At 68.9% G+C, this 22955-nt stretch carries 22 protein-coding genes; 6 read left to right on the top strand and 16 right to left on the bottom strand.

Annotated elements, in window-relative coordinates; translation table 11 throughout:
- Positions 1-22: 22 nt before the first annotated feature.
- The 6 genes from pyrF to ruvB all read right to left on the bottom strand — a co-directional run bounded on the left by pyrF (position 23) and on the right by ruvB (position 7095).
- Positions 23-748: an orotidine-5'-phosphate decarboxylase gene (gene pyrF, locus D187_RS04035; RefSeq protein ID WP_002622401.1), complete on the bottom strand. Its 726-nt coding sequence runs from the start codon at positions 746-748 to the stop codon at positions 23-25.
- Positions 745-2025, bottom strand: a complete 1281-nt coding sequence (locus tag D187_RS04030; RefSeq protein ID WP_002622402.1) for a DUF4388 domain-containing protein — start codon at positions 2023-2025, stop codon at positions 745-747. Before D187_RS04030 ends, pyrF begins: the two co-directional genes overlap by 4 nt.
- A gap of 9 nt (positions 2026-2034) precedes the next feature.
- Positions 2035-3120, bottom strand: coding sequence for a thioredoxin domain-containing protein (locus D187_RS04025; protein ID WP_002622403.1), 1086 nt, complete (start codon positions 3118-3120; stop codon positions 2035-2037).
- A gap of 50 nt (positions 3121-3170) precedes the next feature.
- A complete protein-coding gene (lpxC, locus tag D187_RS04020; protein ID WP_002622404.1) occupies positions 3171-4100 on the bottom strand; it encodes a UDP-3-O-acyl-N-acetylglucosamine deacetylase in 930 nt (309 codons plus the stop codon).
- 479 nt (positions 4101-4579) lie between these two features.
- Complete coding sequence (locus tag D187_RS04015) at positions 4580-6067, bottom strand: hypothetical protein (protein ID WP_002622405.1); 1488 nt, start codon at positions 6065-6067, stop codon at positions 4580-4582.
- Positions 6064-7095, bottom strand: coding sequence for a Holliday junction branch migration DNA helicase RuvB (ruvB, locus tag D187_RS04010; RefSeq protein WP_002622406.1), 1032 nt, complete (start codon positions 7093-7095; stop codon positions 6064-6066). The genes D187_RS04015 and ruvB overlap by 4 nt, the downstream gene beginning before the upstream one ends.
- A gap of 213 nt (positions 7096-7308) precedes the next feature.
- On the opposite strand from ruvB, the gene D187_RS04005 reads away from it, so the two are divergent.
- The gene (locus tag D187_RS04005; protein ID WP_043428332.1) at positions 7309-8370 is read left to right on the top strand and encodes an MBL fold metallo-hydrolase; all 1062 of its coding nucleotides are present in this window, start codon (positions 7309-7311) and stop codon (positions 8368-8370) included.
- Positions 8371-8531: 161 nt separating this feature from the next.
- Entirely contained in the window at positions 8532-9179 is a 648-nt protein-coding gene (locus D187_RS04000; RefSeq protein ID WP_002622408.1) for a TraR/DksA family transcriptional regulator, read from the top strand.
- A 37-nt stretch (positions 9180-9216) separates the two neighbouring features.
- On the opposite strand, the gene ruvA is transcribed toward D187_RS04000, so the two are convergent.
- From ruvA to D187_RS03980, 4 genes are all read right to left on the bottom strand, one after another.
- Complete coding sequence (ruvA, locus tag D187_RS03995; protein WP_002622409.1) at positions 9217-9828, bottom strand: Holliday junction branch migration protein RuvA; 612 nt, start codon at positions 9826-9828, stop codon at positions 9217-9219.
- Complete coding sequence (ruvC, locus tag D187_RS03990) at positions 9825-10397, bottom strand: crossover junction endodeoxyribonuclease RuvC (protein ID WP_002622410.1); 573 nt, start codon at positions 10395-10397, stop codon at positions 9825-9827. The genes ruvA and ruvC overlap by 4 nt, the downstream gene beginning before the upstream one ends.
- 93 nt (positions 10398-10490) lie before the next feature.
- Positions 10491-11240 (bottom strand): YebC/PmpR family DNA-binding transcriptional regulator, encoded by a 750-nt coding sequence (locus D187_RS03985; RefSeq protein WP_002622411.1) that lies wholly within the window; start codon positions 11238-11240, stop codon positions 10491-10493.
- 116 nt (positions 11241-11356) lie between these two features.
- On the bottom strand, positions 11357-12484 hold the full coding sequence (locus tag D187_RS03980; protein WP_002622412.1) for a response regulator: 1128 nt from the start codon (positions 12482-12484) through the stop codon (positions 11357-11359).
- A gap of 217 nt (positions 12485-12701) precedes the next feature.
- Between D187_RS03980 and D187_RS03975 the strand changes: the two genes are divergently transcribed.
- Positions 12702-13394: a hypothetical protein gene (locus tag D187_RS03975; protein ID WP_043428330.1), complete on the top strand. Its 693-nt coding sequence runs from the start codon at positions 12702-12704 to the stop codon at positions 13392-13394.
- A 3-nt stretch (positions 13395-13397) separates the two neighbouring features.
- Here the strand turns inward: D187_RS03975 and D187_RS03970 are convergent, their stop codons facing one another.
- Positions 13398-13634 carry a hypothetical protein gene (locus D187_RS03970; protein WP_043428328.1) on the bottom strand — a complete coding sequence of 79 codons (237 nt, stop codon included), beginning with the start codon at positions 13632-13634 and terminating at the stop codon, positions 13398-13400.
- A 203-nt stretch (positions 13635-13837) separates the two neighbouring features.
- Here D187_RS03970 and D187_RS03965 point away from each other — a divergent pair, with 203 nt between their 5' ends.
- Positions 13838-15670 carry an Ig-like domain-containing protein gene (locus D187_RS03965; RefSeq protein ID WP_002622416.1) on the top strand — a complete coding sequence of 611 codons (1833 nt, stop codon included), beginning with the start codon at positions 13838-13840 and terminating at the stop codon, positions 15668-15670.
- Positions 15671-15705: 35 nt separating this feature from the next.
- Here D187_RS03965 and D187_RS03960 read toward each other — a convergent pair whose 3' ends face one another.
- The 4 genes from D187_RS03960 to D187_RS03945 form a co-directional block, all read right to left on the bottom strand.
- Positions 15706-16848, bottom strand: a complete 1143-nt coding sequence (locus tag D187_RS03960; RefSeq protein ID WP_002622417.1) for a zinc-binding dehydrogenase — start codon at positions 16846-16848, stop codon at positions 15706-15708.
- Positions 16849-16976: 128 nt separating this feature from the next.
- Positions 16977-17402: a DUF1801 domain-containing protein gene (locus tag D187_RS03955; RefSeq protein ID WP_002622418.1), complete on the bottom strand. Its 426-nt coding sequence runs from the start codon at positions 17400-17402 to the stop codon at positions 16977-16979.
- 95 nt (positions 17403-17497) lie between these two features.
- Positions 17498-19264: a hypothetical protein gene (locus D187_RS03950; protein WP_002622419.1), complete on the bottom strand. Its 1767-nt coding sequence runs from the start codon at positions 19262-19264 to the stop codon at positions 17498-17500.
- A gap of 102 nt (positions 19265-19366) precedes the next feature.
- Positions 19367-19666, bottom strand: a complete 300-nt coding sequence (locus D187_RS03945; protein ID WP_002622420.1) for a nucleotidyl cyclase domain-containing protein — start codon at positions 19664-19666, stop codon at positions 19367-19369.
- Positions 19667-20243: 577 nt separating this feature from the next.
- Here D187_RS03945 and D187_RS49375 point away from each other — a divergent pair.
- On the top strand, positions 20244-21488 hold the full coding sequence (locus D187_RS49375; protein WP_002622421.1) for a hypothetical protein: 1245 nt from the start codon (positions 20244-20246) through the stop codon (positions 21486-21488).
- A gap of 103 nt (positions 21489-21591) precedes the next feature.
- Here D187_RS49375 and D187_RS03935 read toward each other — a convergent pair whose 3' ends face one another.
- Positions 21592-21807, bottom strand: coding sequence for a hypothetical protein (locus D187_RS03935; protein WP_002622422.1), 216 nt, complete (start codon positions 21805-21807; stop codon positions 21592-21594).
- A gap of 127 nt (positions 21808-21934) precedes the next feature.
- Here D187_RS03935 and D187_RS03930 point away from each other — a divergent pair, with 127 nt between their 5' ends.
- Positions 21935-22831: a M12 family metallopeptidase gene (locus D187_RS03930; RefSeq protein WP_211241452.1), complete on the top strand. Its 897-nt coding sequence runs from the start codon at positions 21935-21937 to the stop codon at positions 22829-22831.
- The last annotated feature ends 124 nt before the right edge of the window (positions 22832-22955 follow it).

Genomic DNA, 22955 nt, shown 5'->3' with positions numbered 1-22955 from the left:
AAGGGAGGGCCCCCGCGAGATGTCAGGCGGAGGAAACTTCCTCGGCGATGGCGCGCGCGGCCGCCAGCGGCTCGGGGGCGGTGTGGATGGGGCGGCCCACCACGAGCAGATCCGCCCCCGCGCGCCGGGCGAAGGCGGGCGTCTCCGCGCGGCTCTGGTCCCCCGCGGCCGCGCCCGCGGGGCGGATGCCGGGGGTACACAGGAAGGGCGTGGGCCCGAGCTCGCGGCGGAAGGCGGCGGCCTCGCGGGGCGAGCACACGAGCCCGTCCACCCCCGCGCCCACGGCCAGCCGCGCCAGCCGCAGCGCCGCCTCCTCGGGCGTGCCGGGCAGGCCCACCGCCGCCACCTCCTCTGCGGACAGGGAGGTGAGCACCGTCACCGCGAGCACCCGGGGCGCCGCGTGTCCCTTGGCGAGAGCCCCCTCGCGCGCGCCCTTCACCGCGGCGCGCAGCATGCTCTCGCCTCCGGCCGCGTGCACGGTGAGCAGCGACACGCCGAGCGCTCCGGCGCGCGCGGCCGCCAGCTCCACGGTGTTGGGGATGTCGTGCAGCTTCAGATCGAGGAAGATGCGCGCGCCCAGGCGCTGGAAGGCCGCCACGGCCGGGGGCCCATGCTCCACGAAGAGCGACAGACCCACCTTGGCGTAGCCCACGTGGGGCGCCACGCGCTCATAGAGGCGCAGGCCCTCGTCCAGGGGGAGATCCGCGGCGAGCGCGATCCGCTCCCGCGCGGGGAGTACCTCCGTCATGACAGTCCCTCTTGCAGGTCGCGGTAGCCGCGGTAGAGCCGCTCGGACATCTCTCCGGGCAGCACGTTGCGCGCGGAGAAGAGCGCGTAGGACACGAAGGCATCGAGCGCCTCGAGCGTCATGGCGCGCGCGAGCGCCTCTCCACCACTGGAGACGTTGCTCCGGATGCGCTCCACGTCCAGGCGACCATCCGGCCCGAGCGTCACGCCCTCGTAGGCCGCCTCCAGCCCGGGCTGGGGCGACTCGAGGAAGCCGCGCAGCAGGTCCGGGTTCGCACCCGCGAGGCGGATGGCGGTGTGGATCTGCGCGAGCAGCGAGTTGAAGCGCTCCTCGGGGCTCATGGGGGCCACCACGGGCGGGGGAATCGCCGCGAAGGTGCCCGAGGCCCGCCGGGGCATGGGCGCCACGGGCGCCACGGCCGGCACGGTCGTCCTGAGCTGGATGACGAGCGCGCCATCGCGCATGCGCTCCTCCACCCAGGTGAGGAAGGAAAAGAGGCTGCCCTCCCAGAAGGAGCGCAGCGCGCCCAGCGAGGTGCCAGGGGCCGCCTGGGCGAAGAGCGACTCCTCTCCGGGAGGAGGCGCCTCGGCACCGGTGGTGACCATCAGCTCATCCGGGAAGCGCCGGCGCAGCCGCGCCACCGCCTCGCCCCGCTTGAGGCCCTGGATGACCAGATCCCTCGTGCGCTCCTGGAGCTTCACCTGATCTCCCGGAGGCTGACGCCCCTCGAGGAAGAGGAAGCTGCCCTCGGCCATCTCGAAGAGGTTGAGCATCACCTCGCGCACCAGGTACGTCATGGCGCTGTAGAGGTTGGCCTCGGACAGGAAGCCCTCGCGGGTGAGCACCGCGCCGATGCGCAGCGAGGGCGTCACCTTGCCGAGCGCGAGGTGGAGCTGCTCGGGCGTGACGAGCCCCAGCTGCACCACCACGGAGCCCAACCGCTCGTGGTGCACGCTGGAGACGGCGAAGGTGGGCTGGCCGTCCCGGAAGGTGACGGTGCGCTGCACCGGACCGTTCTGGAGGGTGAGCTGGCCGCTGCGGATGCCGGAGACGACATGGCCGAGCACCTCCTCCACGGACAGCGAGCTGAGGCTGCCGGCGAAGAAGCCGCCCAGGGCGGCGGGCTCGCGCAACAACACCACCCCCTCGGACGAGTGGAAATGCGCCACGAGGGGTTGGCCCGGCGTGAGGCTGGCGGCGAGCGGGCGCTCCAACTCGAGCACCGCCGGCTCACCGCCCTGCCCTGGACGAAGCGAGGCCTTGGGACGAGCCGCCACGCGGACTCCCTACTGCTTGGCCTTCAGCTCGTTGTCGATGATGCTCTTGAACTCGTCGACCGGCTGGGCGCCCGACAGCAGGATGCCGTTGATGAAGAACGCCGGGGTGCCCGTGACGCCCACCTTCGAGCCGGCCTCCTGATCGGCCTTCACCACCGCGGCCTTCTCACCCGAGTCCAGGCACTTGTCGAACTTCGCCGTGTCCAGGCCCACCGTCTTGGCGTGCGCCTTGAGATCCTCCACCTTGAGCGCGCTCTGATTGGCGAACAGGGCGTCGTGGTACTCCCAGAACTTGTTCTGATCCTGGGCGCACAGCGAGGCCTCGGCGGCCTTGGGGGCCTCCTTGTGGAAGTCCAGGGGGAACTGGCGGAACACCAGCTTCACCTTGTCCGGGTAGGCCTTGAGCACTTCCTCCACCGTCTTCACGGCGCGGCTGCAGAAGGGGCACTGGAAGTCGCTGAACTCCACGATGGTGATGGGGGCGCCGTCCGGGCCGCGCGAGGGGCCGGTGGCGGCCACTTCCTTGCGCTCGGCGGGCGGGCGCGGGGGCTCGGGCAGGGTGATCTGCACGTTGGCGTTCTTCTTGAGCTCGGCGAAGTACTCGCGCGCGCGCTCCTGCTTCTTCGAGCCGGTGAGGAAGTCGACGATCTGCGGCTTGACCTGCTCGAAGGTGGTGCCCGGGGGCAGCCGCTCCTTGGCCTCGTCGTACAGCTTCTGGATCTCCGCGTCGGGCGGCTGGGGAATCTTGTCGTCCACCTCGGCCTTGACCAGCTGCTCCTCGGTGAGGTTGCGCTTGGCGGCCTCGGCCTTCACCAGCTTCTCCACCACGAAGCCATCCAGGCCCTGCTTGCGCGTCTGGAACTTCTGCTTCTCCAGGTTGGCCAGCGGCTCCTTGATGCGCTCGTTGAGCTCACCGAAGGTGATCTTCTGACCGTCGCCGAAGGTGGCCACGACGGTGTCGGGCGCGGGCTCCGTGGAGGAGGCGGAGGTGGTGGGAGCGCCGGCGGTCGCCGGGGCCTTCTCCTTGTTGCATCCGGAGAACAGGGAGGCCGCCAGCAGACCGGCCAGGAGGGTGGAAGTCGAGCGCATGAGCATATGGGTTGGGGTCCTTAATCGAGAAAACCCCGAAGTCGCAAAGAAATTTCTCACGCCACCATGGGCTCGAGCCCGAGTTCCGGCAGACGCAGCTCGGGCAGCTCCAGGTGCTTGCGCGCCGGGACGATCTCGTAAGAGCTGGGGTCGGCGAGCACCGCCTTGACCAGCTTCTGGTTGAGCGCGTGGCCCGTCTTGAAGGCCCTGAGGTGGCCCATCACGGGGCGGCCAAAGAGGGAGATGTCCCCGATGGCGTCCAGGATCTTGTGACGCACGAACTCATCCGCGAAGCGCAGGCCGTCCGGGTTGAGGATGGAGAACTCATCCACCACGATGGCGTTGTCCAGCGAGCCGCCGCGCGCCAGGCCCATCTTCTGCAGCATCTCCACGTCCCGGCGGAAGCAGAAGGTGCGCGCGCGGGAGATCTCCCGGGCGAAGCACCGGTCGGAGAACTCCAGCTCGAAGGACTGCTCGGTGATGAGCGGGTGCTTGAAGTCCACGGTGCACGAGATGCGGAAGCCCTTGGCGGGCGACAGGCTCGCCTCCTTGTCCCCGTCCGTCACCGTCACCGTCTTCTTGATGACCAGCAGGCGGCGCGGCTCCTCCTGCTCGCGCACCCCCGCCTCGGAGATGAGGGAGGAGAAGGGCGCGGCGCTCCCATCCATGATGGGCACCTCGGGGCCATCCACCTCCACGCGCACGTTGTCCAGCCCCATGCCGGCCAGCGCCGACATCAGGTGCTCCACCGTGCTCACCTTCACGCCGTCCTTGCCCAGGGTGGTGGCCAGGGACGTGTCCACCACGTACTCCGTCAACGCGGGGATGGCCACCGGGCGCGGCGTGTCCGTGCGCACGAAGACGATGCCGTGGTTCACCGGCGCGGGCAGCAGGGACAGGTTCACCGGGGCGCCGGAGTGGAGTCCCACCCCCTGGCAACGGACGGGCTGGAGGAGGGTGCGCTGGTTGAAGGAGGTGTAAGGCATGTTCTTTTGTCGCCTCGCCGATGCGGATGCTTCTCTGCCCCACCCCGGATTCCACCTCCGGGATCGGGCCTTCACTGTGTTCACTGCCCATCTGACGCGCCGCGTATCGATGCAAAACCCAAACCAGGCCCCCCTTCAACCTGCGAGGAGAACCGTGGGGAGTCAACCCTCGTCCAAGGGCTTGAACTCATTGAGTTTTCGGGCGTCCCGCTGGAATTCCCCCGTCCTTGGGAACTCCGACAGCCCCTCGACCCGCCGTGCACCAGCCCCGCCACCGTGACAAATGTGTCCGGACTTTTACTTGCCGACGCGCCGTCCTGGCGCGTCACGGACGCCCCGCAGATAGCGCAGACGGGGGGCCGGAATCAAACGGCGGCGGGCAAAAAGCGTGAAGTCCAGCGCGGTTGCAATGCCGCGAACCGGACGAAACCCGCACTGGATGAAACCGTCCACCGGGGCCCTTTGCGGGCCCCACCGGCTCAGCTGCCTTCGGCGAGGAAGCGATCCCGCAGACGCTCCGCCTCTTCCCGGTCGAAGTTGAAGCCCCGGAGCTGGGCGCGGCGGCTGACGGCGGCGAAGGTGTTCTCCAGCACCTGGGAGAAGCCGCGCAGATCCTCGATCAGCCGGGTGCGCACGGCGGGCCCCTCGGGAGGCCAGGGCAGCTCGGTGAGCAGCGCGGAGAAACGATCGAAGGCCTCGTAGTCCACGTAGCGCAGCAACTGGTAGCTGCCGTCCTGGAAGTAGCCGAGGAAGGCCACGATGCTGGAGATGACGGCCTCGGCCGACGGCACGTTGTCGTTGCGCAGGTGGCCCTCCGCCGCGCGGCACAACTGGGAGAAGACCCACAGGTCGCGGCGCAACCGCTCGGCGCTCTCGGTGGCGGAGACGAGCTGCTCGTAGGGGGCCTCGCCAGAGGCGGAGCCGGGGGAGAGCGCCTCGGTGAGCGCCACCACCTGGGCCTGGAAGAGCTGGGTGAAGGCGTAGGAGGCGCGCGCGGCGGCGGCGCGATCCCTGTCCAGCTCCACGAGGATGTCGCGGGCGATGCGCTCCGTCTCGCGGGCGATGTCGCGCGCGGCGCGCAGGCACGCGGCCTGGAGCGGCTTGGGGCCCGCCCGGGGAGCGATCTCGTTCTTCAGGTAGCCCACGAGGCTGAGCGCCTCGCTGCGCACCAGGGCGAGCAGCACGCGCACGCGCCGGGGAATGGGCCCCTGGGCGTCCTGGCTCACGTAGGCCAGACAGTGCAGCAGGCGGAACAGGCCCAGGTAGACGGTGGTGAAGAGGGGCCGGGTCTCCGCGGGCACCGTGGCGAGCAGTTCCAGCAGGCGCGGTGAGCGCAGCCGATCGTACTCCAGGCGGAACTCGGTGAGGCGGCAGGGCCGGAAGTAGCGGTTGAGGACGATCTCGCGCAGCACGAGGTTGCCCACGTCGGTGAAGAGGCTCAGGCCGCACACCGGCAGTTGCAGCAGGTGATCGATGAGGTTGCGCAGCGACTCGAAGGACTGGCGCAGGACGAAGAGGCTCTCCTGGGGCGTCTCCTGCTTGCGCTCGCCCTCGATGCGCGAGCGCATGCCCCGGTCATCGGCGAGCTGCGTCTCCACGTAGCGGCGGAATTGCAGCTTCTGGTCCGAGTCCGGATCCAACAGGTGCCGGGCGAGGCGGATGGCCTGGCTGAGCGTGGCGCGGATGTCCTTGAGCTCCTCGCGGAAGTCGCGCGTGACGAGCGGCTGCTCCTGGGCATCGGTGACGCCGTTGTCCTCCTGGTGGACATAGCGCTCCAGGCCGCGCAGGAGCATCTCGAACTCGAAGAGCAGCTCCTCGCGCGCCTCCACGGGCAGGGCGCGCAGCCAGCGCTCGCGCTCGGCGAGGAAGCCGGCCTGGCTGCCCTGGGAGAAGCGCACGAAGTCCTCATAGAAGTCGCGGGGGACCCGCGAGGCACGAGGAGGATGGACGACGGGCGCGGTGCTCACCAGAGGGTCCCCTGCGCCGACTCGGGCGCCTTCTTGTTGAAGTACGTGTAGGCGCGGTGCGTGGCCGTGCGGCCCCGCGGCGTGCGCTGCAGGAAGCCCTCCTGCAAGAGGTACGGCTCGTACACATCCTCGATGGTGTCGCGCTGCTCGCCCACGCTCGCGGCGATCGTCTCCACGCCCACCGGCCCGCCCCCGAACTTCTCGAGGATGGCCAGGAGGATCTTCCGATCCATGGCGTCCAGGCCCGAGGCGTCCACGCCCAGGCGGGTGAGCGCCTGGGAAGCGAGCTCCTTGGTGATGGTGCCATCGCCCTCCACCTGGGCGAAGTCGCGCAGGCGGCGCAAGAGCCGGTTGGCGATGCGGGGCGTGCCCCGGGCGCGGGTGGAGATCTCCCGGGCGCCGTCGCGATCCAGCTTCACGCCCAGGATGCGCGCGGAGCGGTTGAGGATCATCTCCAGGTGCTTGGGCTCGTAGTACTCGAGCCGCTCCTGGATCTGGAAGCGGTCACGCAGGGGCGAGGTGAGCAGGCCCGTGCGCGTGGTGGCGCCGATGAGGGTGAAGGGCGGCAGATCGATCTTCATCGCGCGCGCGGCGGGGCCGGTGTCGATGGTGATGTCCAGCCGGAAGTCCTCCATCGCCGGATAGAGGTACTCCTCGATGGCGGCGTTGAGGCGGTGCACCTCGTCGATGAAGAGGATGTCACGCTCGTTGAGGTTGGTGAGCAGGCCGGCCAGGTCCCCCTTGCGCTCGAGCGCCGGTCCGCTGGTGACGTGGATGCCCACGCCCAGCTCCGTGGCCATGAGGTAGGCGAGCGACGTCTTGCCCAGACCGGGAGGCCCCGAGAAGAGACAGTGATCGAGCGCTTCCCCACGGCTGCGGGCCGCCTGCACGTACACCCGGAGCTTGTCGACGACGGCGCTCTGGCCCACGTACTCGTCGAAGGAGCGTGGACGCAGCGAGGCCTCGACCCGCACTTCGTCGTTGAGCGCCTCGCCCGAGAGCGCGTCTTCCGATTTCCGCTTCGCCATGCCAGTCCTCTGTCCCCACCCTACCAGAATGGCCCTCGGGTGGAGGGCTCTCTACATGATGCGCTCCGATGCTCACCGGACGCCGGGCCGCCTGCCCGCAGGCCCCGTCTACCAGTGAACCCGAGGCCCCCCCGCCGCGCCCGGGAGCATCCAGCCGCCCCTCGAAACGTGCGACACATTCCCCCTGGATCGTGCGTTTTCCCGGTGAACCCCATGACTCCTTCCTTCCGCCCCCTGCCCTTCCTCTCCGATGCCCGCGCCGAGCCCCTCGCCAGCTCCCGGTTGCAGAAGCTGCGCCGGGCGGCCTGGCAGGCGCGCGAGGCCTTCGCGGCGGACGGCCCGGTCCAGGCACTCGCCACCTGCGATCTCATCACCTTCCCCTATCCGGCCCTGTTCGCCTTCAGCGGCGCGGCGCTCTCTCCGGCGCCCTACGTGATGATCATGAACCGCATGCAGGTGGTGCAGTTCGAGGAGGACGGGACCACGCGCGTGCTGCTCTTCAACCCGAGCGATTATGAGCGCGGGCATGAGGCGCCCTTCTACAAGTCGCTGCGCGGCAAGTACGGCGCCTTCCTCGCGGACAAGGTGATGACGCGCAAGCACGGCACCGTGCAGGGGCACCTCGAGGCGCTGGGACTCGGGCCCGGGGACGTGGACTACATCGCCTTCGATCACCTGCATGTGCAGGACGTGCGGCGCTGGCTCGGGGGCGACGGTCAGCCCGCGTACTTCCCCCGGGCGAAGCTGTTGGTGCAGCGGGCCGAGTGGGCGTCGGTGAAGAACCTGCACCCGCTGGAGCGCGTCTGGTACGTGCCGGGGGGAACCGACGGTGTGCCCGGGGAGCGCGTGGTGCTGCTGGACGGGGACACGTGGCTCGGCCGGGGCGTGGCGCTCCTGTCGACGCCCGGGCACACGCTGGGCAACATGTCGCTCGCGGTGGCCACGGACCAGGAGATCTTCGTGGTGAGCGAGAACGGCATCGCCACCGAGAGCTACACCCCGCTGCAATCGGGCATCCCCGGCGTGCGCGCCTTCGCCGAACAGATGGGCTGGGAAGTCGTCCTCAACGGCAACACCCGCGAGAGCTCACTGGAGCAGTACTCGTCGATGATCGTCGAGAAGGTGTTCGCGGGGCCCTCGCGGGTGGATGGGTGCTTCGTGAACTTCCACCCCTCGTCGCTGCTGACGGGAGCGAAGGTGGCCCCCGGACTCACGCCCACCCTCACCCTGCCCGCGCCGGCGCACGGCCGCATCCGCCTGGCCTCCGCCGCTTGAGTTCACCGGGGGCGCGGCTCCTCGGGCGCCTGGGAATTCGGGGTTCGCCCCTGGGGCAGCCGGGCGCGCCAGGGTGGCCCGGCGGTGGACCCTGCTGGCGAACTCCGCGAAAAAGCGGGCTCGTGTGTCTCCCGGTTCCCTGTGGTTAGATGCCCCCAGGCATGACGACCGGTTCCCCAGAAGGCCCCCCGCCGCAGTGGAAGGACATCCATCAAGCGATCCTCTCCACCCTCGATGCGCTGAACGCCTCCACGAGTTGGATCGCCACCGCGGCGACCGTGGGCATCGAGCCCGTCTTCGAGCGCGTGCTCCAGCAGGTGTGTGGACCCGCGGAAGTCTCGCCCCAGGCCTATATCGAGCACATCACCCGGGACACCGGGATGCGGCGCGAGGTGCAGCAGCGCCTGTCGCGCCTCATGGAGAATCCGAAGCTCGTCACCATGCGCCGCGAGGCCCAGCGCCGCGAGGCCGAGCACCAGCTCCACGTGCTGCATTACGTCCTGTCCGGCAAGCAGCCCCCGGAGTGGGTATGGGCCACCATCGACGAGGACCAGCGTGAGCAGTTGCGCGAGGCGGCCGAGTCCGGCGAGGAGCGGGATGATCAGCTGCTGCCGCGCGTGCAGCGGGCCATCCACAAGCTCGAGGTGACCCCGGGCATCTACGGCCTGTGCGAGGACTGCTACGCCATCATCCTCATCGAGCGGCTCCAGCTCGTCCCCTGGGCGGAGTGCTGCGCCGCCTGCCAGCGCAAGCGCGAGGGCGTTCCGGATCAGGCACCGGAGCCCGAGGTGCGCGTCACCTACTTCTGAGCCGCCATGCGAGCGGCCCTCCGAGCGACACCCGGCCTCAAGGCGTCGCGCGCAGGACCTTGAGCGCCTCGCGGAAGAGGGCCTGGAAGGCGGCCTCCTCACCCAAGCGCTCGCTGGCGGACTGGGCCGCCTTCTCCGCCTGGGGCTGCTTGTAGCCGAGGTTGACGAGCGCCGAGATGAGGTCCGCCAGGTGCTTGGCCGCGGGGGCCTCCGGCTTCAGCTGCGTGGCCACCTGCTCCAGGTGCAGCGTCTTCACCTTGTCCTTGAGCTCCAGCACGAGCCGCTCGGCGGTCTTCTTCCCCACGCCGTGAATCTTCGTGAGGCGGGCCACCTCGCCCCGGCCGAGCGCCGCCACCAGCTCGGCCACCTCCATGCCGGAGAGCACCGCCAGCGCCAGCCGCGGCCCCACATGGGACACCGAGTTGAGCAGGAGGAAGAGCTCCTCCTCGGGGCGCGAGAGGAAGCCGAACAGCTCGAAGGCGTCCTCGCGCACCACGGTGCGCACGCGCACCTGCACGGGCTCTCCCTCCGCGGGCAGCCGGCCCAGCGTGAGCGTGGAGAAGAAGACGCGGTAGCCCACGCCCCCCACGTCGATGATGGCCTCCTCGAGGCTCTTCTCCTGCACGGTGCCACGCAGTGCCGCGATCATCGCGCCTCCGGACGCCGGTAGGACGGCGTGAGCTTGTCGGCCAGCTTCGCCTGGGTCGCGCGGGCGCGCGTGCGGCCCCGCGTGCCCGCCACCGGAACGCCCGCCCGGGAGTGGTTGAGGTGGCAGAGCGCCACCGCGAGCGCGTCGCTCGCATCCGAGCGCTCCAGTTCCTCCAGGTCGAGGAAGGTGCACACCATGCGCCCCACCGCGTCCTTGTCCGCCGAGCCCCCGGCGCCCACCGAGCGCTTCACCTTGGCGGGCGCGTACTCGTGCACGCTCAGCCCCGCCTGGGCGGCGGCCAGCAGCGCCACGCCCCGGGCATGCCCGAGGATGAGCGCGCTGCGCGCATTGCGGAAGGTGAACACGCCTTCCACCGCCACCGACGCGGGCCGGTAGAGCTTGAAGGCCTCCAGGAGGGCCTCGTGCAACGACTTGAGCCGCAGCTCGAGCGCGGCGTCGGGGTCCACCTTGATGACGCCATGGCCCACATGGACCAGACGGCCGCGCCGATCCTCCACCACGCCATAGCCCATGAAGCGGCTGCCAGGATCGATGCCCAGGACGCGCACGTGACTCTCCGCGAACAACGGAACAGGGGTTCAGCCAGCCCTATAACGCGTCGGCCCGCTCCGTGTCGATGGACCCGTGCGCCCCCCGCCCCCTCACCCCGAGAGCGAGTCCATCAGCGCGTCATCCATCTCGAAGTTGGCGTAGACGTTCTGCACGTCGTCGTTGTCCTCGAGCAGCTCCATGAGCTTGAGCATCTTCCGGGCGTTGTCGCCCTCGACGCGCACGGTGTTCTGCGGCAGGTACGTCCACTTCTGCTCGCCGAGCTTCAGGCCCGCGCCCTCCAGGGCCGAGGCCACCGCGTGCAGATCCGCCGGAGCGCATCTCACCTCGAAGCCGTCCTCGCCCAGGGGCAGCACGTCCTCGGCGCCCGCGTCGAGCGCCTTCTCCATCACCACGTCCTCGCTGGGGCCGGGCTTCACGGTGACGACGCCCTTCTTGTGGAACATCCAGCTCACCGAGCCCTCCGCGCCCATGTTGCCGCCCTCCTTGCCCAGCATGGAGCGCACGTCGGCCGCCGAGCGGTTGCGGTTGTCGGTGAGGCACTCCACCAGCAGGGCCACGCCGCCAGGGCCATAACCCTCGTAGACGATCTCCTCGTAGCTCTCCCCCTCCAACTCCCCCGTGCCCTTCTTGATGGCGCGCTGGATGTTGTCGTTGGGCATGTTCGCCTCGCGCGCGGCGGCGATGGCCACGCGCAGCCGGGCATTGCCCTCCGGATTGCCCCCGCCCAACCGCGCGGCGACGGTCATCTCCTTGATGAGCTTGGAGTAGAGCTTGCCCTTGGTCTTGCCCATGATGGCGTTGGCCCGCTTGAGCTTCGACCATCGGTTGTGACCGGACATGGGGATGACACTCCTGGAGGCGGATGCCCCCGGCGAGGTGGAGACAGCGCCGCGCCTTGTCGCCCGGACGCGCGGCGCGAGTCAAACCCCTTGGGAGGGCGAGGGCCTCTGTCTGCTCAGGCGGCCCGGGAATCCACGGCCGCGAACGCCTCCGAGAACGGCTCCTCGTCCAGGGCGCCACCCGGCTCGAAGAAGGGCGGGACGCGGGGACTGGGCGGCTCGCGCTCGGCGATGAAGTTGGCCGGCACCAGCACCCCTTGCGCGTACAGGAACGTCATCACCTCCAGGGTGGTGATCTCCGGCAGCCCGCACTCCAGGAGTGTGGAGTGCACGGTGCGCTGGCCGTCGCACAGGCGGATGACCTGCCCCACGTCGTCGGGCAGCGAGTGCAGCGCGTCCGCCAGCCGCTTGAAGTCCACCGAGAGCCGGGCCGACAGCGGAATGCCCAGGGCGCACAGGGCCGTGAAGCGCTCCACGGCCGGCAGCAGCAGCGAGGTGAACACCCGCGGGCTGAGCAGGGGCTTGCCCTGGGCGAGCGCGTCCCCGAAGGACACCGCGTACGCGCCCGAGCCGAAGAAGAGCAGGCGGCGCAGGGCGACCAGGCCCCGCTCCCCCTCGTAGGACGCATCCACCACGTGCCCCTGGCGGAAGGCGAGCCAGCCCTCGTTGTCCCGCAGCTCGACACGGCCGGAGCGCGAGCCGCACAAGAGCGCCCGCACCATCTGGGACAGGGGCATGCGCACGGTATGCGCCTCGTAGGCGGGCGCGAACGCCCCCCGTCCGGCCTTCAACCGCGCCAGCGACACCACCACCCGGGGATCCACCGGCTGCACGAGCAGATCATCCACGCGCACCGCCTCGGCGCGCTCTCGCGGGGCGGACGCCTCGTCACGCGAGAACACGTACACCGGGAGCGACGCGGTGCGAGCCTCCGCGCGCAGCCGCTCGCACAGCGTCAATCCATCCAGACCGTCCGGCGAGGCCTCGGTGGGCACGAGCACCAGGTGCGGCAGCGGCCCGCCCTCGCTCAGCTCCCCGAGCAGCTCCTCGATGACCGGGGCGGCGACCACCTCGAAGCCGGCGCCGACCAACTCCTGGGCGAGCGCGGTGCGCACCTCACCCTGGGACTCGGCGAGCAGGACGCGGGGGCGGAAGCGGTTGGCGCGGCGCCGGGGGCTGACATCCGCGCAAGGCGCCGTGGGCGCCGGCTCGAGGACGGAAGCAACGCGCGTGCTGTTGGCCATGGACGACTCCTGCTCGAGGATGATCCGCTGTCCGCTTTCAGCCCAAAAATACGAGATGCCGGTAAAAAGCCTACCAGGAAACACTCGGGTCGCACGTTTTACGTGGAATGGTCCCGCTGTGAAGTCCAAGCACCTGAAATCGTTGGGTATAGCGCAATAGGTCAGCGAAGGAAACGCTCGACGGAGCCGGGGAGGAAGCGCCAGAGTGCACGGCCCTATGAAGCGACTGATGCAGGCCTGGGTGCTGGTGCCGTGGGTGGCGATGGCGCAGGGGACGACGGCGCCGGAGAAGACGACTCCGTCGGAGACGGAAGCAGTGCGCGTGGAGGACCGCCAGAGGCACTTCGGGGCGATGCTGGCCCCGGCGGTGCTTCCGGACGGAGGGAGCGCGGTGGCCGGATGGGTGGGCGCCCCCGAGGTGGGCGTGTCCTACCGGCAGGGACTGTCGGGCTGGGAGCTGGGCGCCCGGGCGCGCTTCGACTACCTGCACCTGTCGACGACGGTGGAGGCGGTGGGCCGCTGGCCGGTGTGGAGCGAGGGCGCGTGGGCGGTGGCGCCGGAGCTGGGACTGGGAGTGACGGCCAACCCGGGCAGCCGCTACTTCGACGCGCAGAACCTGCGGGGCTGGTTCCTGCGGGTGGATCCCGCCCTGGTGGCCACCTGGCGGGTGGTGGAGACGGTGGCGGCGCTCGGCACGGTGGAAGTGCCGTATGACCTCGGACTGAGCCCGGGCGGCACCTGGCGGGTGAAGCCCCTGGCCGGCGTGGGCGCGGAGATCTACCTCGGCGAGGATCTGACGCTGTCGCTGCTGGGCCAGCTCGGCGTGGACGTGTTCAAGGAAGTGCGTGGGGTGACGCAGAGCCGGTTGGGCTACGGCGCACGGCTGGGCCTGGGCGTGCGGCTGTTCTGACGTTCACTCCTCCGGGAGGGGCGCCACGCGAGGCCTCCCCAGCAGCTCCAGCGTCCGCAGCGCCACGCGGATGAGCTGCTGGGTACAGGGCTCGCACCCGCCGCCACAACACCGGGGCCAGCGCCCCTCCGCGTCACGCAGGAGGGGGCGCACACACGCCATGTAATAGCCAGGCAGTGACAGCTCCGCGCTCGCGCGGTGGAGGGCGTCGTGGAGCTGCTCTTCGGTGAAGTCGGCCACGACGCCATTCAATCATGGCCGGGGCTCCCACGCCTCACGCGACCGCCCAGGACAGCCCAACGCACCGTCTGGGCATGGGTGATTGCCTTTGAAGCCAAGGCCTCACCAAGACCAGGAGTCCCGGATTTCACGGCCAAAAACGTGAAATCCATGTACAAGAGCATGGAGTACAAACCTCCCTGCCTCCTCCGAGGTCTCCTCGCATGCGTCTCGCTCTTCCTCTCTCCGCGCTCGCACTTCTCGCACTGAGCGCCTGCGATCCCCTGTCCGACGCGGGCGGCTCGCCCAGCGCCGGGGAGACCTCCGGGACGGAGCGGACCCTCTCCCTCGCGGTGACCTCGGTGACCCTCACCTCGCCGCCCGCGAATGCCTCCGTGCACGGCACGGTGACGCTCCAGGCCCGGGCCGAGGGACCCATCCAGAACATCGAGTTCTTCCGGGGGACGCCTCCCGGGACGTACCTCGGCCGGGCCACCCTGCTCGACGGCGTGGGCACCTACTCGTGGAACACCGACGGCCTGCCACGAGGCGCCATCGACGTCTTCGCCAAGGCCTGGGACGCTCCCGCGGGTCAGCCCGCCAACGAGTGGCGCTCGGCCTCGGTGCGGCTCAACCTCGTCTCCGGGACGGGCTGGTCCCCGCTCAGCGTCATGTCGGTGGCGGATCCGATGAACCACGGCGCGGTGGGCAATGGCACCACCGATGACCTGGCGGCCCTGACGGCCACCGTCAATGCCCTGCCCGCCTCGGGAGGCATCGTCTACCTGCCCCCGGGCAAGTCCTTCCGCAAGACGAACCTCCTCACCGTCACCAAGAACCACGTGAAGTTCTGGGCACCCAACCGCCAGGCGGACATCAACGCCACGGTGAATGGCACACGCCGGCGCCAGTCCATCCTCTGCCGCGGCAACACCGGCTGCGGTTTCTTCGGCCTGAAGTTCCGCTCGGACGCCACGGAGCGCTTCGATGCGCTCGAGGACAACCAGATCAGCATCGACCACGCCAGTGACGTGGAAGTCGTGGGCGTCGAGGTGACCAACTCGGCCGCCACCGGGCTCTTCTTCTATGGCTCGCAGCGCCACCACGTCGAGGGCAATTACATCCACCACACCTGGGCGGACCACATCCACCATACGCAAGGGGCCACCCAATCCTGGGTCTGGGACAACTTCCTCTTCAACGAGGCGCCTGGCACCAACGAACTGCCGCACCGGGGAGATGATGGGATTGCCTGCGTCACCTACGGCGTCACCTCGCCGCGCTGCGGCTCCATGGAGTGGTGGAACAACGCCATGCTGGGTTCGGACTGGGGACGGGGCTACGCGGTCATCGGCGGCGATGACATCGACATCCACCACAACTGGGCCATCGGGGTGGCGGGAGCGGGCGTCATCGTGGCCTCCGAGGGCGGATACAACTCCTCCTCCAGCCAGAACATCACCGTGCGCGGCAACTGGATCACCCGCGGCGCGCACACCATCGGGCATCCAGGCATCCTCGTGAGTGGGGGCAACCCGGCCGCCGAGCCCCTCACGCACCTGCGACTGAATGACAACGTCTCCGCCAACAACGTGAGCGGCCAGAACTACCGCGCGGAAGGCGCCTACACCGATGTGGTGAACACCGGCCTCTCCCAGGACGTCAACGCCCTGCCCTCTCCCCTGCCGACGACGGCGAGCGTCAGGTTGCGCGACACGTCCATCCTCAAGACGCGCGACGTGTCCTTCGTGGCCTCGGCCTCCCAGCGGGGCCTCTACCGGATTCACGTCCGGCGCAACCCCTCGGGCACGGGCTTCCAGCAACGCTTCGAGTACGTGGTGAAGGGCACCGCCGCGGACATGCAGTCCTTCCTCTCCGCGCGCCAGGCCGCCGGAGACACCGTGGTGGGCAGCCGCCTGGTGGGCACGAGCACCTACGCCGTCCTGCTCTCGCCCACGCCGCTGACCGTGCCCTCGACGCTCAGCGGCGTCTCCTTCCGGGCGTTGCGAGCCGGGGACAACGATGGCTCGCTCCGCTGGCTCTGGGCGCTGCTCTGAGCCTCCCTTCCTCCGGACGGGCGAGCTCCAGAGGCCTAACGCAGGCCCTTGTTGGGATTGATCAGGTACTTCTTGCCGGTGGAGCGCTTGCTGTAGACGGCGATCACGTCGAGCCGCAGCGCCTCCGCCAGCGAGAGTTCCGCGACGTAATGACTGGCGAAGGTGGTCTTCAGCTCGGCGGCCACCCGGTCCCGCAGCTTTTGCGCGGCCTGGGGTCCGATCTTCTCCAGGAACGGCATCAGCAGCCAGCCGCCCACGCCCCAGGCCATGCCAAAGCTGCCCGCGAGCTCTATCGGGCGCGTATCGAGCTTGCCGTAGATGTAGACCTGCTTGTGGACCTGTGAGCCGTAGGGGCTGTAGGTGGTGGCGGTGCGGTTGGCCGCGGCTTCCATGCAGGTCAGGATCTGCGCGGCGAGCGACCCTCCACCGATGGCGTCGAACGCGAGCGTGGCGCCGGTCTCCACCAGGGCCTGGGTCAGCTCCTCGGTGAACGTGGACGAGGTGCTGTCATACACATGGGCCGCGCCGAGGTCGCGCAGGATCGCCACCTGCTCCGGGCTCCGGACGATGTTCACCAGCCCGATGCCGTCCTTGAGGCAGATCTTGTTCAGCATCTGCCCGAGGTTGGAGGCGGCGGCCGTGTGCACCAGCGCCTTGTGGCCCTCACGGCGCATGGTCTCGACCATTCCCAGCGCCGTCAGCGGGTTGACGAAGCAGGAAGCGCCGTCGGCCGGGGTCGCGTCCTGCGGCAGGACCAGGCAGTGGGCCGCCTTGAGGACCCGGAACTGGGAGTACATGCCGCCGCCCAGCGCGGCCACGGTCTTGCCGAGTAGCTCCCGCACATTGGCGCCCGCCTTGATCACCACGCCGGCCCCCTCGTTGCCCACGGGCAGGGCCTTGTCCAGTCGCGACGCCAGGGCCTTCAGCGTCTGCTGCGGGATGGTCGCCGTGACCACGGGGCTTTCCGCCGTTCCTCCGGCCCGGGCCGTGGACAGGTCGGCCGGACCCAGCAGCAGGCCCAGGTCCGAGGGATTGATGGGCGAGGCCTCGACGCGGATGACGACTTCGTCCGGAGCGGGTTCCGGTATCGCGACCCTCGCCAGCGACAACTCCAGTTCGCCCTGGGAGCTCACCCGCGAGCGAAGCTGGAGCCCCTGTTCCTGATTCTGGGTGTTCATCTGGATCTTCTCCTCTTGTTTATTGGAAGACGCTTCGCGGCAACCGCCGTGAGCGCGTCCTCTTGTCGAGGGAGCCAGGTGAAATCAAGTGAATCCGCGCCGGGCCAGCCCCATCGAGCGCCAGGGGCTTATACCCACTGGATCCACTGTCTTATGACAGACGCGAAGGCGGCCCCCTTCGCGTCAATGTCTTTCATGTCACGAAACCGCACCGACGCCCGGTCCGTGGCCAGCCACTCCAGCAACGACTCCGGGTCGGGGATGTCGATGCCCGAGGCCAGGTCGTTCCGCTTCTTCGCGCCCAGGTGCAGGATGACCTGCACACCTTCCTTGGCTCGAAGATGAAAGGTCGCGAAGTACTCCTCCGTCCGGAAGCTCGGCGCGTTCCACTTGATGCCCTCGGAAATACGAGGATCGGCCCCGAGGATGAGCTGCCGGAGGGTGAGGATCTCCCGTTTGAACGGGTGCTCGAGCGCCGCGAGAAAGTCCTCGACGGACTCAGGCGCGGACGCGCCGCGCTTCGCGGGCTTCGTACGGGGGGCTTTGGCGGCCACGATGCACTCCTTGCATGTTCGATGACCACGGACTCTACACCGGTGAGCGTCAACGGAGTTGTCGCCTGACACAGGGGGCCCCCACGCCGGGCACCTCAGAAGTTCCAGAGCAACTCGACAGCGATTCGACGCATCGAATCCGCCTCGCTCCGCCGCGCGCGCTCGAACGAGACGCCAGCGACTTCCACCGCCTCCCCACTCCCCTGGTCGGAGAGCGCACCCGCGATCTGCTCGGCCGCCGCTCCCGTGAACAGGAACGAGAACTGGAGTTTGGCCGAGACCGCGCTGTTGAACATGTAGGTCAGCTCGTTGTCCCACTCCACGCCGAAGAGGCGCTCGTCCACCAGCCGCTTGATGCCGAAGTCCCGGGCGGTCAGGCCCACGGAGGAGGCATTGTTGGGCTCGGAGAGCGCGCCGACCAGGAAACGCTCGTTGTAGATGAGCGCATAGGCATTGGTCCGGAACCGCAGCGTGCCCTTCAGGGGCTCGGTGTCCACCCCCCCGCCGATCATCGTCAGGCCGGGCGAGTCCGAGCGGCCGTTGCTGAAGAGACCCGCCCCGTTGCTCATCAGGTTGCTCTGATTGCCCCACAACTCGGGAAAGGCGCTGTAGAGCGTGCTGCCATAGGCGATGTTGCCGTCGGCGACGATCATGCTCTCCCCCCCGAACCGCTGCGTGAACCGGGGCATCCCCACCACCGGCGTATAGCCTCCGAGGATGTCGTCCCCGGGGTTGCTATCGCCCTTCAGGTAATAGGCGCCCACGTGGGGCTCGAGCTTGAAGCCGACCGCCGCGCTCGCATCGTAGGCCAGGTCCGCGAAGGCCCCGAACGACTGGACCCGGAAGGTGCGGCCGTTGATCGGCTTGCCGAGATAGTCCGGGATGTCTGTCGCCGTGCCCGGATAACGCACCGAGCCATAGCTCCCGGCCACTTCCAGGATGGGCTTGAACCCCCCCAGGTTGCCGGTGATCAACAGGCCCGGGTAGTGGGTGACGGAGGTGAGGGCGTTGATTCCCGTGGCGGGGGGCTGGCCGCGCACGCGCGCGTGGTTCACCGCGTAGAGACCCGAGAGGGTCAGCCCCTCCACCGGGGTGTAGTCGAGCCGCCCGACCCCGATGCGCCGCTCGCCGAAGTTGCGATCGAAGGCCCCGATGGGCAGCAACTGCGCGCAGCCGGTGGGGACGCTTCCGCCGCCCGGCGGCACGTTGATGACGGGAGGACAGGCCCCCGGAACGCTCGTGGTGCGATCCGCGTAGACGAACTGCGACTCGTTCTTGAGGACGTACGCGGCCTTCCATGCCAGCGGGCCGGCCTTGCCCGTCAGCCAGAGGCCCGGGTCGTCATCCACGTAGAGCAACCCGCCTCCGTCCATGTCCGCCGAGGGCCCCGTGTCCCACCCGGCATGGAGCCGGGAGGAGATCCACGGCAGCTTCACGCTGGCCTGCAACCGCTCCACGCCGAAGTCATCGAACAGTCCCTTCTCCTGGTTGGAGATGCGGTCGGTCCTCCGCTGGTTCAGGACGCTGTCGAACTCGAGCGCCATGAAGAAGTCCCAGTCATCGCCCTTGCTCACGTTGAAGTAGAGGCGATCCTCCGTCCGCACGTAGTCGTGGCCGATGATGCCCGCCTCGTTCACGTGGCTCCCCATCCCGCGGATGGGCGTCCGCTCGGACAGGCCAAGGTCCCAGTTGCTTTCGAGCGTCGGGATCATCCGCACCTGTCCACCGAGGCGCACCGACAGACCCAGCTCCGGCGCCGTGGGGATGACCACCGTGCCCGGGCCCGCCCAGGCCTCGCCAGCGAGGCCCAGACCCAGCGCGCATGCCGCCCCGACTACCACTCCAAACGTCTTCACGTTCAAGAACACCCCTCCTCAAGCAGGGTCGGCACCATAGCACTCGCTCACCTAGCCTTCGTGCGTGTCTCCGATGGGGTGCTCCGTTGACACTCACCGGGTCTGGCTTCAGTGGCAGCACACCCGACCGGTGGCGATGCCAATGGATGAGCTCAGCCCCTGCGCTCGCAGCGTCGCGAGCGCCTGGAGCGCCACCTTCACCGCCCGGGCCGCGTCATCCTCGTGCGCGCACGTGGGCAGCCCGAACGCCGCCACCAGCACCAGGCCCTTGTCGTCCACCAGGAGCTGGTTGACGCTGCCGCCCAAGCCATAGACGGCCTCCTGCATCGCGCGCACGGCGTCCGACAGCCGCGGCAGCAGTTCGTCCGAGGCCTCTTCCGGCAGCCCGTCCAGCCGCAGGAGCGGCATGAAGACCGACGTCCTGATGCTGTCGCCATCCGGTTGTGGAACCTGCACAGTGCCATTGGAGGCGGCGGGAACCGAATCCGTCGCGCCGTCGAGGGAATCACATGCACTGACGATGGAATTCGTCAGCGCCGTGCTCTGCGTTGTGATCAGGCCAGCTTGGCTTGTCAGGGTATCAGACGGCCTCATAGGGGCGAGCCAGAGAGCGCGAGGTGTCAGGAATGAGTTCGTTGACACCTGCCTTCGCCTGTTGAGAGGCATGCTGCGCGCTGCGGCGAAGACGATGGAGGGCTCATGTCACAGTCTTTCTTGGGTCCTAAACTACTTCGACGTCCCCAGAGGAGCGTGACCGGCGGTCCGCCCGGGAGCGGCCGACATTTCGGAACGCAGCGAACGTTCGTGCGTGCCATCCAGGCCACACTCGACTCCAGAGAGCCGGCGAGCGCATTCCGCCCGACATCTCTCGTGCCGGCCAGCAACCGGTGGCTGTACGGAAACTGTTCTAGCCAGCTCATCACGAATTCCAGTATTCTGGCACATTGGATTCAAGGTGGAATCCTTGAACGAGGAAGATACCGCTATGTGGAAGAAATCAGGGCTGGGCTTGGGAATGGTGGTGCTGAGTTTCATGGCCTTGGGTTGTGGCGAGATGCCGGGCGGCGCGCGGGAAGAGACCGGGCCGGTGACCAGGACGCATGCCATCACCGGAGACATCTTCGCCTCCGACGTCTTCAACTGGCGTTTCTATCTCAACGCCCATGCCGACCTGCTGCAGGCGGGGATCGTCACCGAGCAGGGGGCGCGCAACCACTGGCAGAGCTCCGGCATCAGTGAGTGCCGCCGCGCCCACCCGCTCTTCCACACCCGGCAGTACCTGGATCTCTACCCGGACCTGAAGAGCGCCTTGGGCGGTGACTGTAGCGCGGCGCTGCAGCACTACCTGAACAATGGACGGTCGGAAGGGCGGGTGGGCGTGTCCGTGGGGGCCTATGACGGCCGGTACACGGTGAAGAACGACATCATCGCCGTGGGCGGCTCCAACCGAGTGGCGGGCGCGGTGGACAGCCTCTACTGGGGCGGCCGCGAGTTCATCAGCTCGTGGGACCACGGCCGCCAGCTCCAGATGGCGCTCTCCGGCAACGGTTGGGGCGAGTGCTACAACCCCACCGAGGCGGGCGGGGAGTACGACGGGCTGAATGCTACCTCCACCAGCCAGCTCCAGGGCGCCAGCGCCTCGGGCAACGTGTATAGGACGCAGTCCAAGGCCGCCTTCTGGCTGCTGCCCGGACAGGAATCAGGCGCGGGGCCCTGCGGCGGCGCCCGTAACACCACCGCGCTCTCCAACTACACCCTCAACAAGCAGGTAACGGTGGGCTACGGCGGCCTGAGCCACGTCATCGAGTTCCTCACCCTGGTCACCGTTCCCGAGACGCTCGGCTCGATGGTGGTCGAAGCGCCCACCGGCTACCTGGGCGGGGAGTTCTCCGCCTTTTACACCTTCAACCCGAGCACCTGTCAGCTCGCGCCCCTGTCCGCGGGACCTGGAGAGCAGGGACTGCCGGTGGTGCTGTCGACGCCGGACGGGGCGGCGGCGATGGGGGCCTGGTCGCCGGACCTGCCACAGTCCGGGCTGTCCGGCTCCGGCTACGGGCGCTTCGCCTTCCCCGACAGCGGCAGACCGGCCAATGCGACCCACAAGTGGAACGTCGTCTTCCGTCGCGGCTCGACACCGCCGGGCAGCTACAACTACCGGGCGTACATCGCCGTGGGCTCGCTGGAGAACGTGCGGGTGTCCCTCTGCCAGGTTGTCTCCCTGGTGCATTGAGCCCGGACGGCGGCGCGTTGCCGTGTTGGCGCGTCGAGAGGGGGCTCCAGGTGCTCGCGGGCGCAGTTTGGCACCCGTATCGAGGCCACCGTCGGGTGCGGCTCTATGAGGTCGATGCTCGGGGCCAGGTGACCCAACAGCGGCCGGCCTCCTGCATCGCGCGCACGGCGTCCGACAGCCGCGGCAGTAGCTCGTCCGAGGCCTCTTCCGGCAGCCCATCCAGCCGCAGGAAGAACTGCCTCATGAGAGGCTCGCGCATCACCCGCTGGAGCGCGAGGCCACACCGCGCCGCGCCCCGCACGGCCTCCGCGAGCGCCACCGCTCCCTCTCGCGCGGGCCACAGCGCCAGCAGCGCATCCCCGGGAAAGTAAGCGCTTGAGCTTTGAACGCCATCTTGTCATGGTTCGGGCGTATTACTCGAATTCCTAATTAAGCGGGATGATCGCATGCGAACGATGGCGAAGACGGTGATTGGACTGGTGATGGGCTCTTCCCTGATGCTCGGGGGCTGTGGCGCCGAGGTGACCGAGGGCGAAGCGGAGGCCGCGGAGATGGGGGCGGAGCTCGAGACCCGCTGGGTCCCCGCCAACGCCCCCGTGCGCAAGGGCTACACCGCGAGCGCCCTGGGCCGGCCGGTCCAGGTGTCCTACGCGGTGGTGGATGGGCAGGCCGTGCTCGAGGGAGACATGCTCCTGGGTTCCGAGCAGGAGGTCCAGGCCTTCACCCGCGAGGTGGAGTCGCGCGCCGGGGACCTGCGCTCCAGTCAGGGTGTGGCCATCACCAACACCAGATACCGGTGGACCAACGCCCTGGTGCCGTACACGGTGGACTCGACCCTTCCCAGCCAGAACCGGGTGACGGACGCCATCGCGCACTGGCAGCAGAAGACGCGCGTGCGCTTCGTGCTGCGCACCGCCAGCAACGCCGCGACCTACCCCAACTACATCACCTTCCGGCCCAGCACCGGCTGCAGCTCCTCGGTGGGCATGCGCGGAGGACAGCAGTTCGTCAACCTCGCCTCCGGGTGCAACACGGGCAGCACCATCCACGAGATCGGTCACGCCCTCGGCCTGTGGCACGAGCAGAGCCGTGAGGATCGGGACGCCAAGGTCATCATCCGCTGGGAGAACATCGAGGCGGGCAAGGAGCACAACTTCGATCAGCACATCACCGACGCGGATGATCTGATCGCCTACGACTACGGCTCCATCATGCACTACGGCGCCACGGCCTTCTCCAAGAATGGCCAGCCCACCATCCAGACGCTGGGCGGTCAGTCCATCGGGCAGCGCAAGGCGTTGAGCACCACGGACGTGAGCGTTATCGGCAAGCTCTACCCGTAGTTCGCGCCACCGTGCGTCCGGCCTCCTCTTGCGCGAGGAGGCCCCCGAGAGGGTGTCCGCAGAGGAGGTGGCGCTACCTCACGCTCCCCGAGTCGTACCTGTCGGGTAGACCGGGGCAGTTGCC

Origin of the sequence: Cystobacter fuscus DSM 2262, from assembly GCF_000335475.2 — a bacterium.
Lineage (GTDB): Bacteria > Myxococcota > Myxococcia > Myxococcales > Myxococcaceae > Cystobacter > Cystobacter fuscus.
Note: the sequence above shows the minus strand (reverse complement) of the source record. Positions and strands in the feature narration are given on the sequence as shown.

Bases quoted from the DNA above. Each gene is read 5' to 3' on its own strand.
- ruvB (WP_002622406.1), bottom strand. From the start codon at position 7,095: ATGGCGAAGCGGAAATCGGAAGACGCGCTCTCGGGCGAGGCGCTCAAC.
- D187_RS03965 (WP_002622416.1), top strand. From the start codon at position 13,838: ATGCGTCTCGCTCTTCCTCTCTCCGCGCTCGCACTTCTCGCACTGAGC.
- D187_RS03945 (WP_002622420.1), bottom strand. From the start codon at position 19,666: ATGCCGCTCCTGCGGCTGGACGGGCTGCCGGAAGAGGCCTCGGACGAA.
- D187_RS03960 (WP_002622417.1), bottom strand. From the start codon at position 16,848: ATGAACACCCAGAATCAGGAACAGGGGCTCCAGCTTCGCTCGCGGGTG.
- D187_RS03985 (WP_002622411.1), bottom strand. From the start codon at position 11,240: ATGTCCGGTCACAACCGATGGTCGAAGCTCAAGCGGGCCAACGCCATC.
- D187_RS03975 (WP_043428330.1), top strand. From the start codon at position 12,702: ATGAAGCGACTGATGCAGGCCTGGGTGCTGGTGCCGTGGGTGGCGATG.
- pyrF (WP_002622401.1), bottom strand. From the start codon at position 748: ATGACGGAGGTACTCCCCGCGCGGGAGCGGATCGCGCTCGCCGCGGAT.
- D187_RS03980 (WP_002622412.1), bottom strand. From the start codon at position 12,484: ATGGCCAACAGCACGCGCGTTGCTTCCGTCCTCGAGCCGGCGCCCACG.
- D187_RS49375 (WP_002622421.1), top strand. From the start codon at position 20,244: ATGTGGAAGAAATCAGGGCTGGGCTTGGGAATGGTGGTGCTGAGTTTC.
- ruvA (WP_002622409.1), bottom strand. From the start codon at position 9,828: ATGATCGCGGCACTGCGTGGCACCGTGCAGGAGAAGAGCCTCGAGGAG.
- D187_RS03930 (WP_211241452.1), top strand. From the start codon at position 21,935: ATGCGAACGATGGCGAAGACGGTGATTGGACTGGTGATGGGCTCTTCC.
- lpxC (WP_002622404.1), bottom strand. From the start codon at position 4,100: ATGCCTTACACCTCCTTCAACCAGCGCACCCTCCTCCAGCCCGTCCGT.
- D187_RS04005 (WP_043428332.1), top strand. From the start codon at position 7,309: ATGACTCCTTCCTTCCGCCCCCTGCCCTTCCTCTCCGATGCCCGCGCC.
- D187_RS04000 (WP_002622408.1), top strand. From the start codon at position 8,532: ATGACGACCGGTTCCCCAGAAGGCCCCCCGCCGCAGTGGAAGGACATC.
- D187_RS04025 (WP_002622403.1), bottom strand. From the start codon at position 3,120: ATGCTCATGCGCTCGACTTCCACCCTCCTGGCCGGTCTGCTGGCGGCC.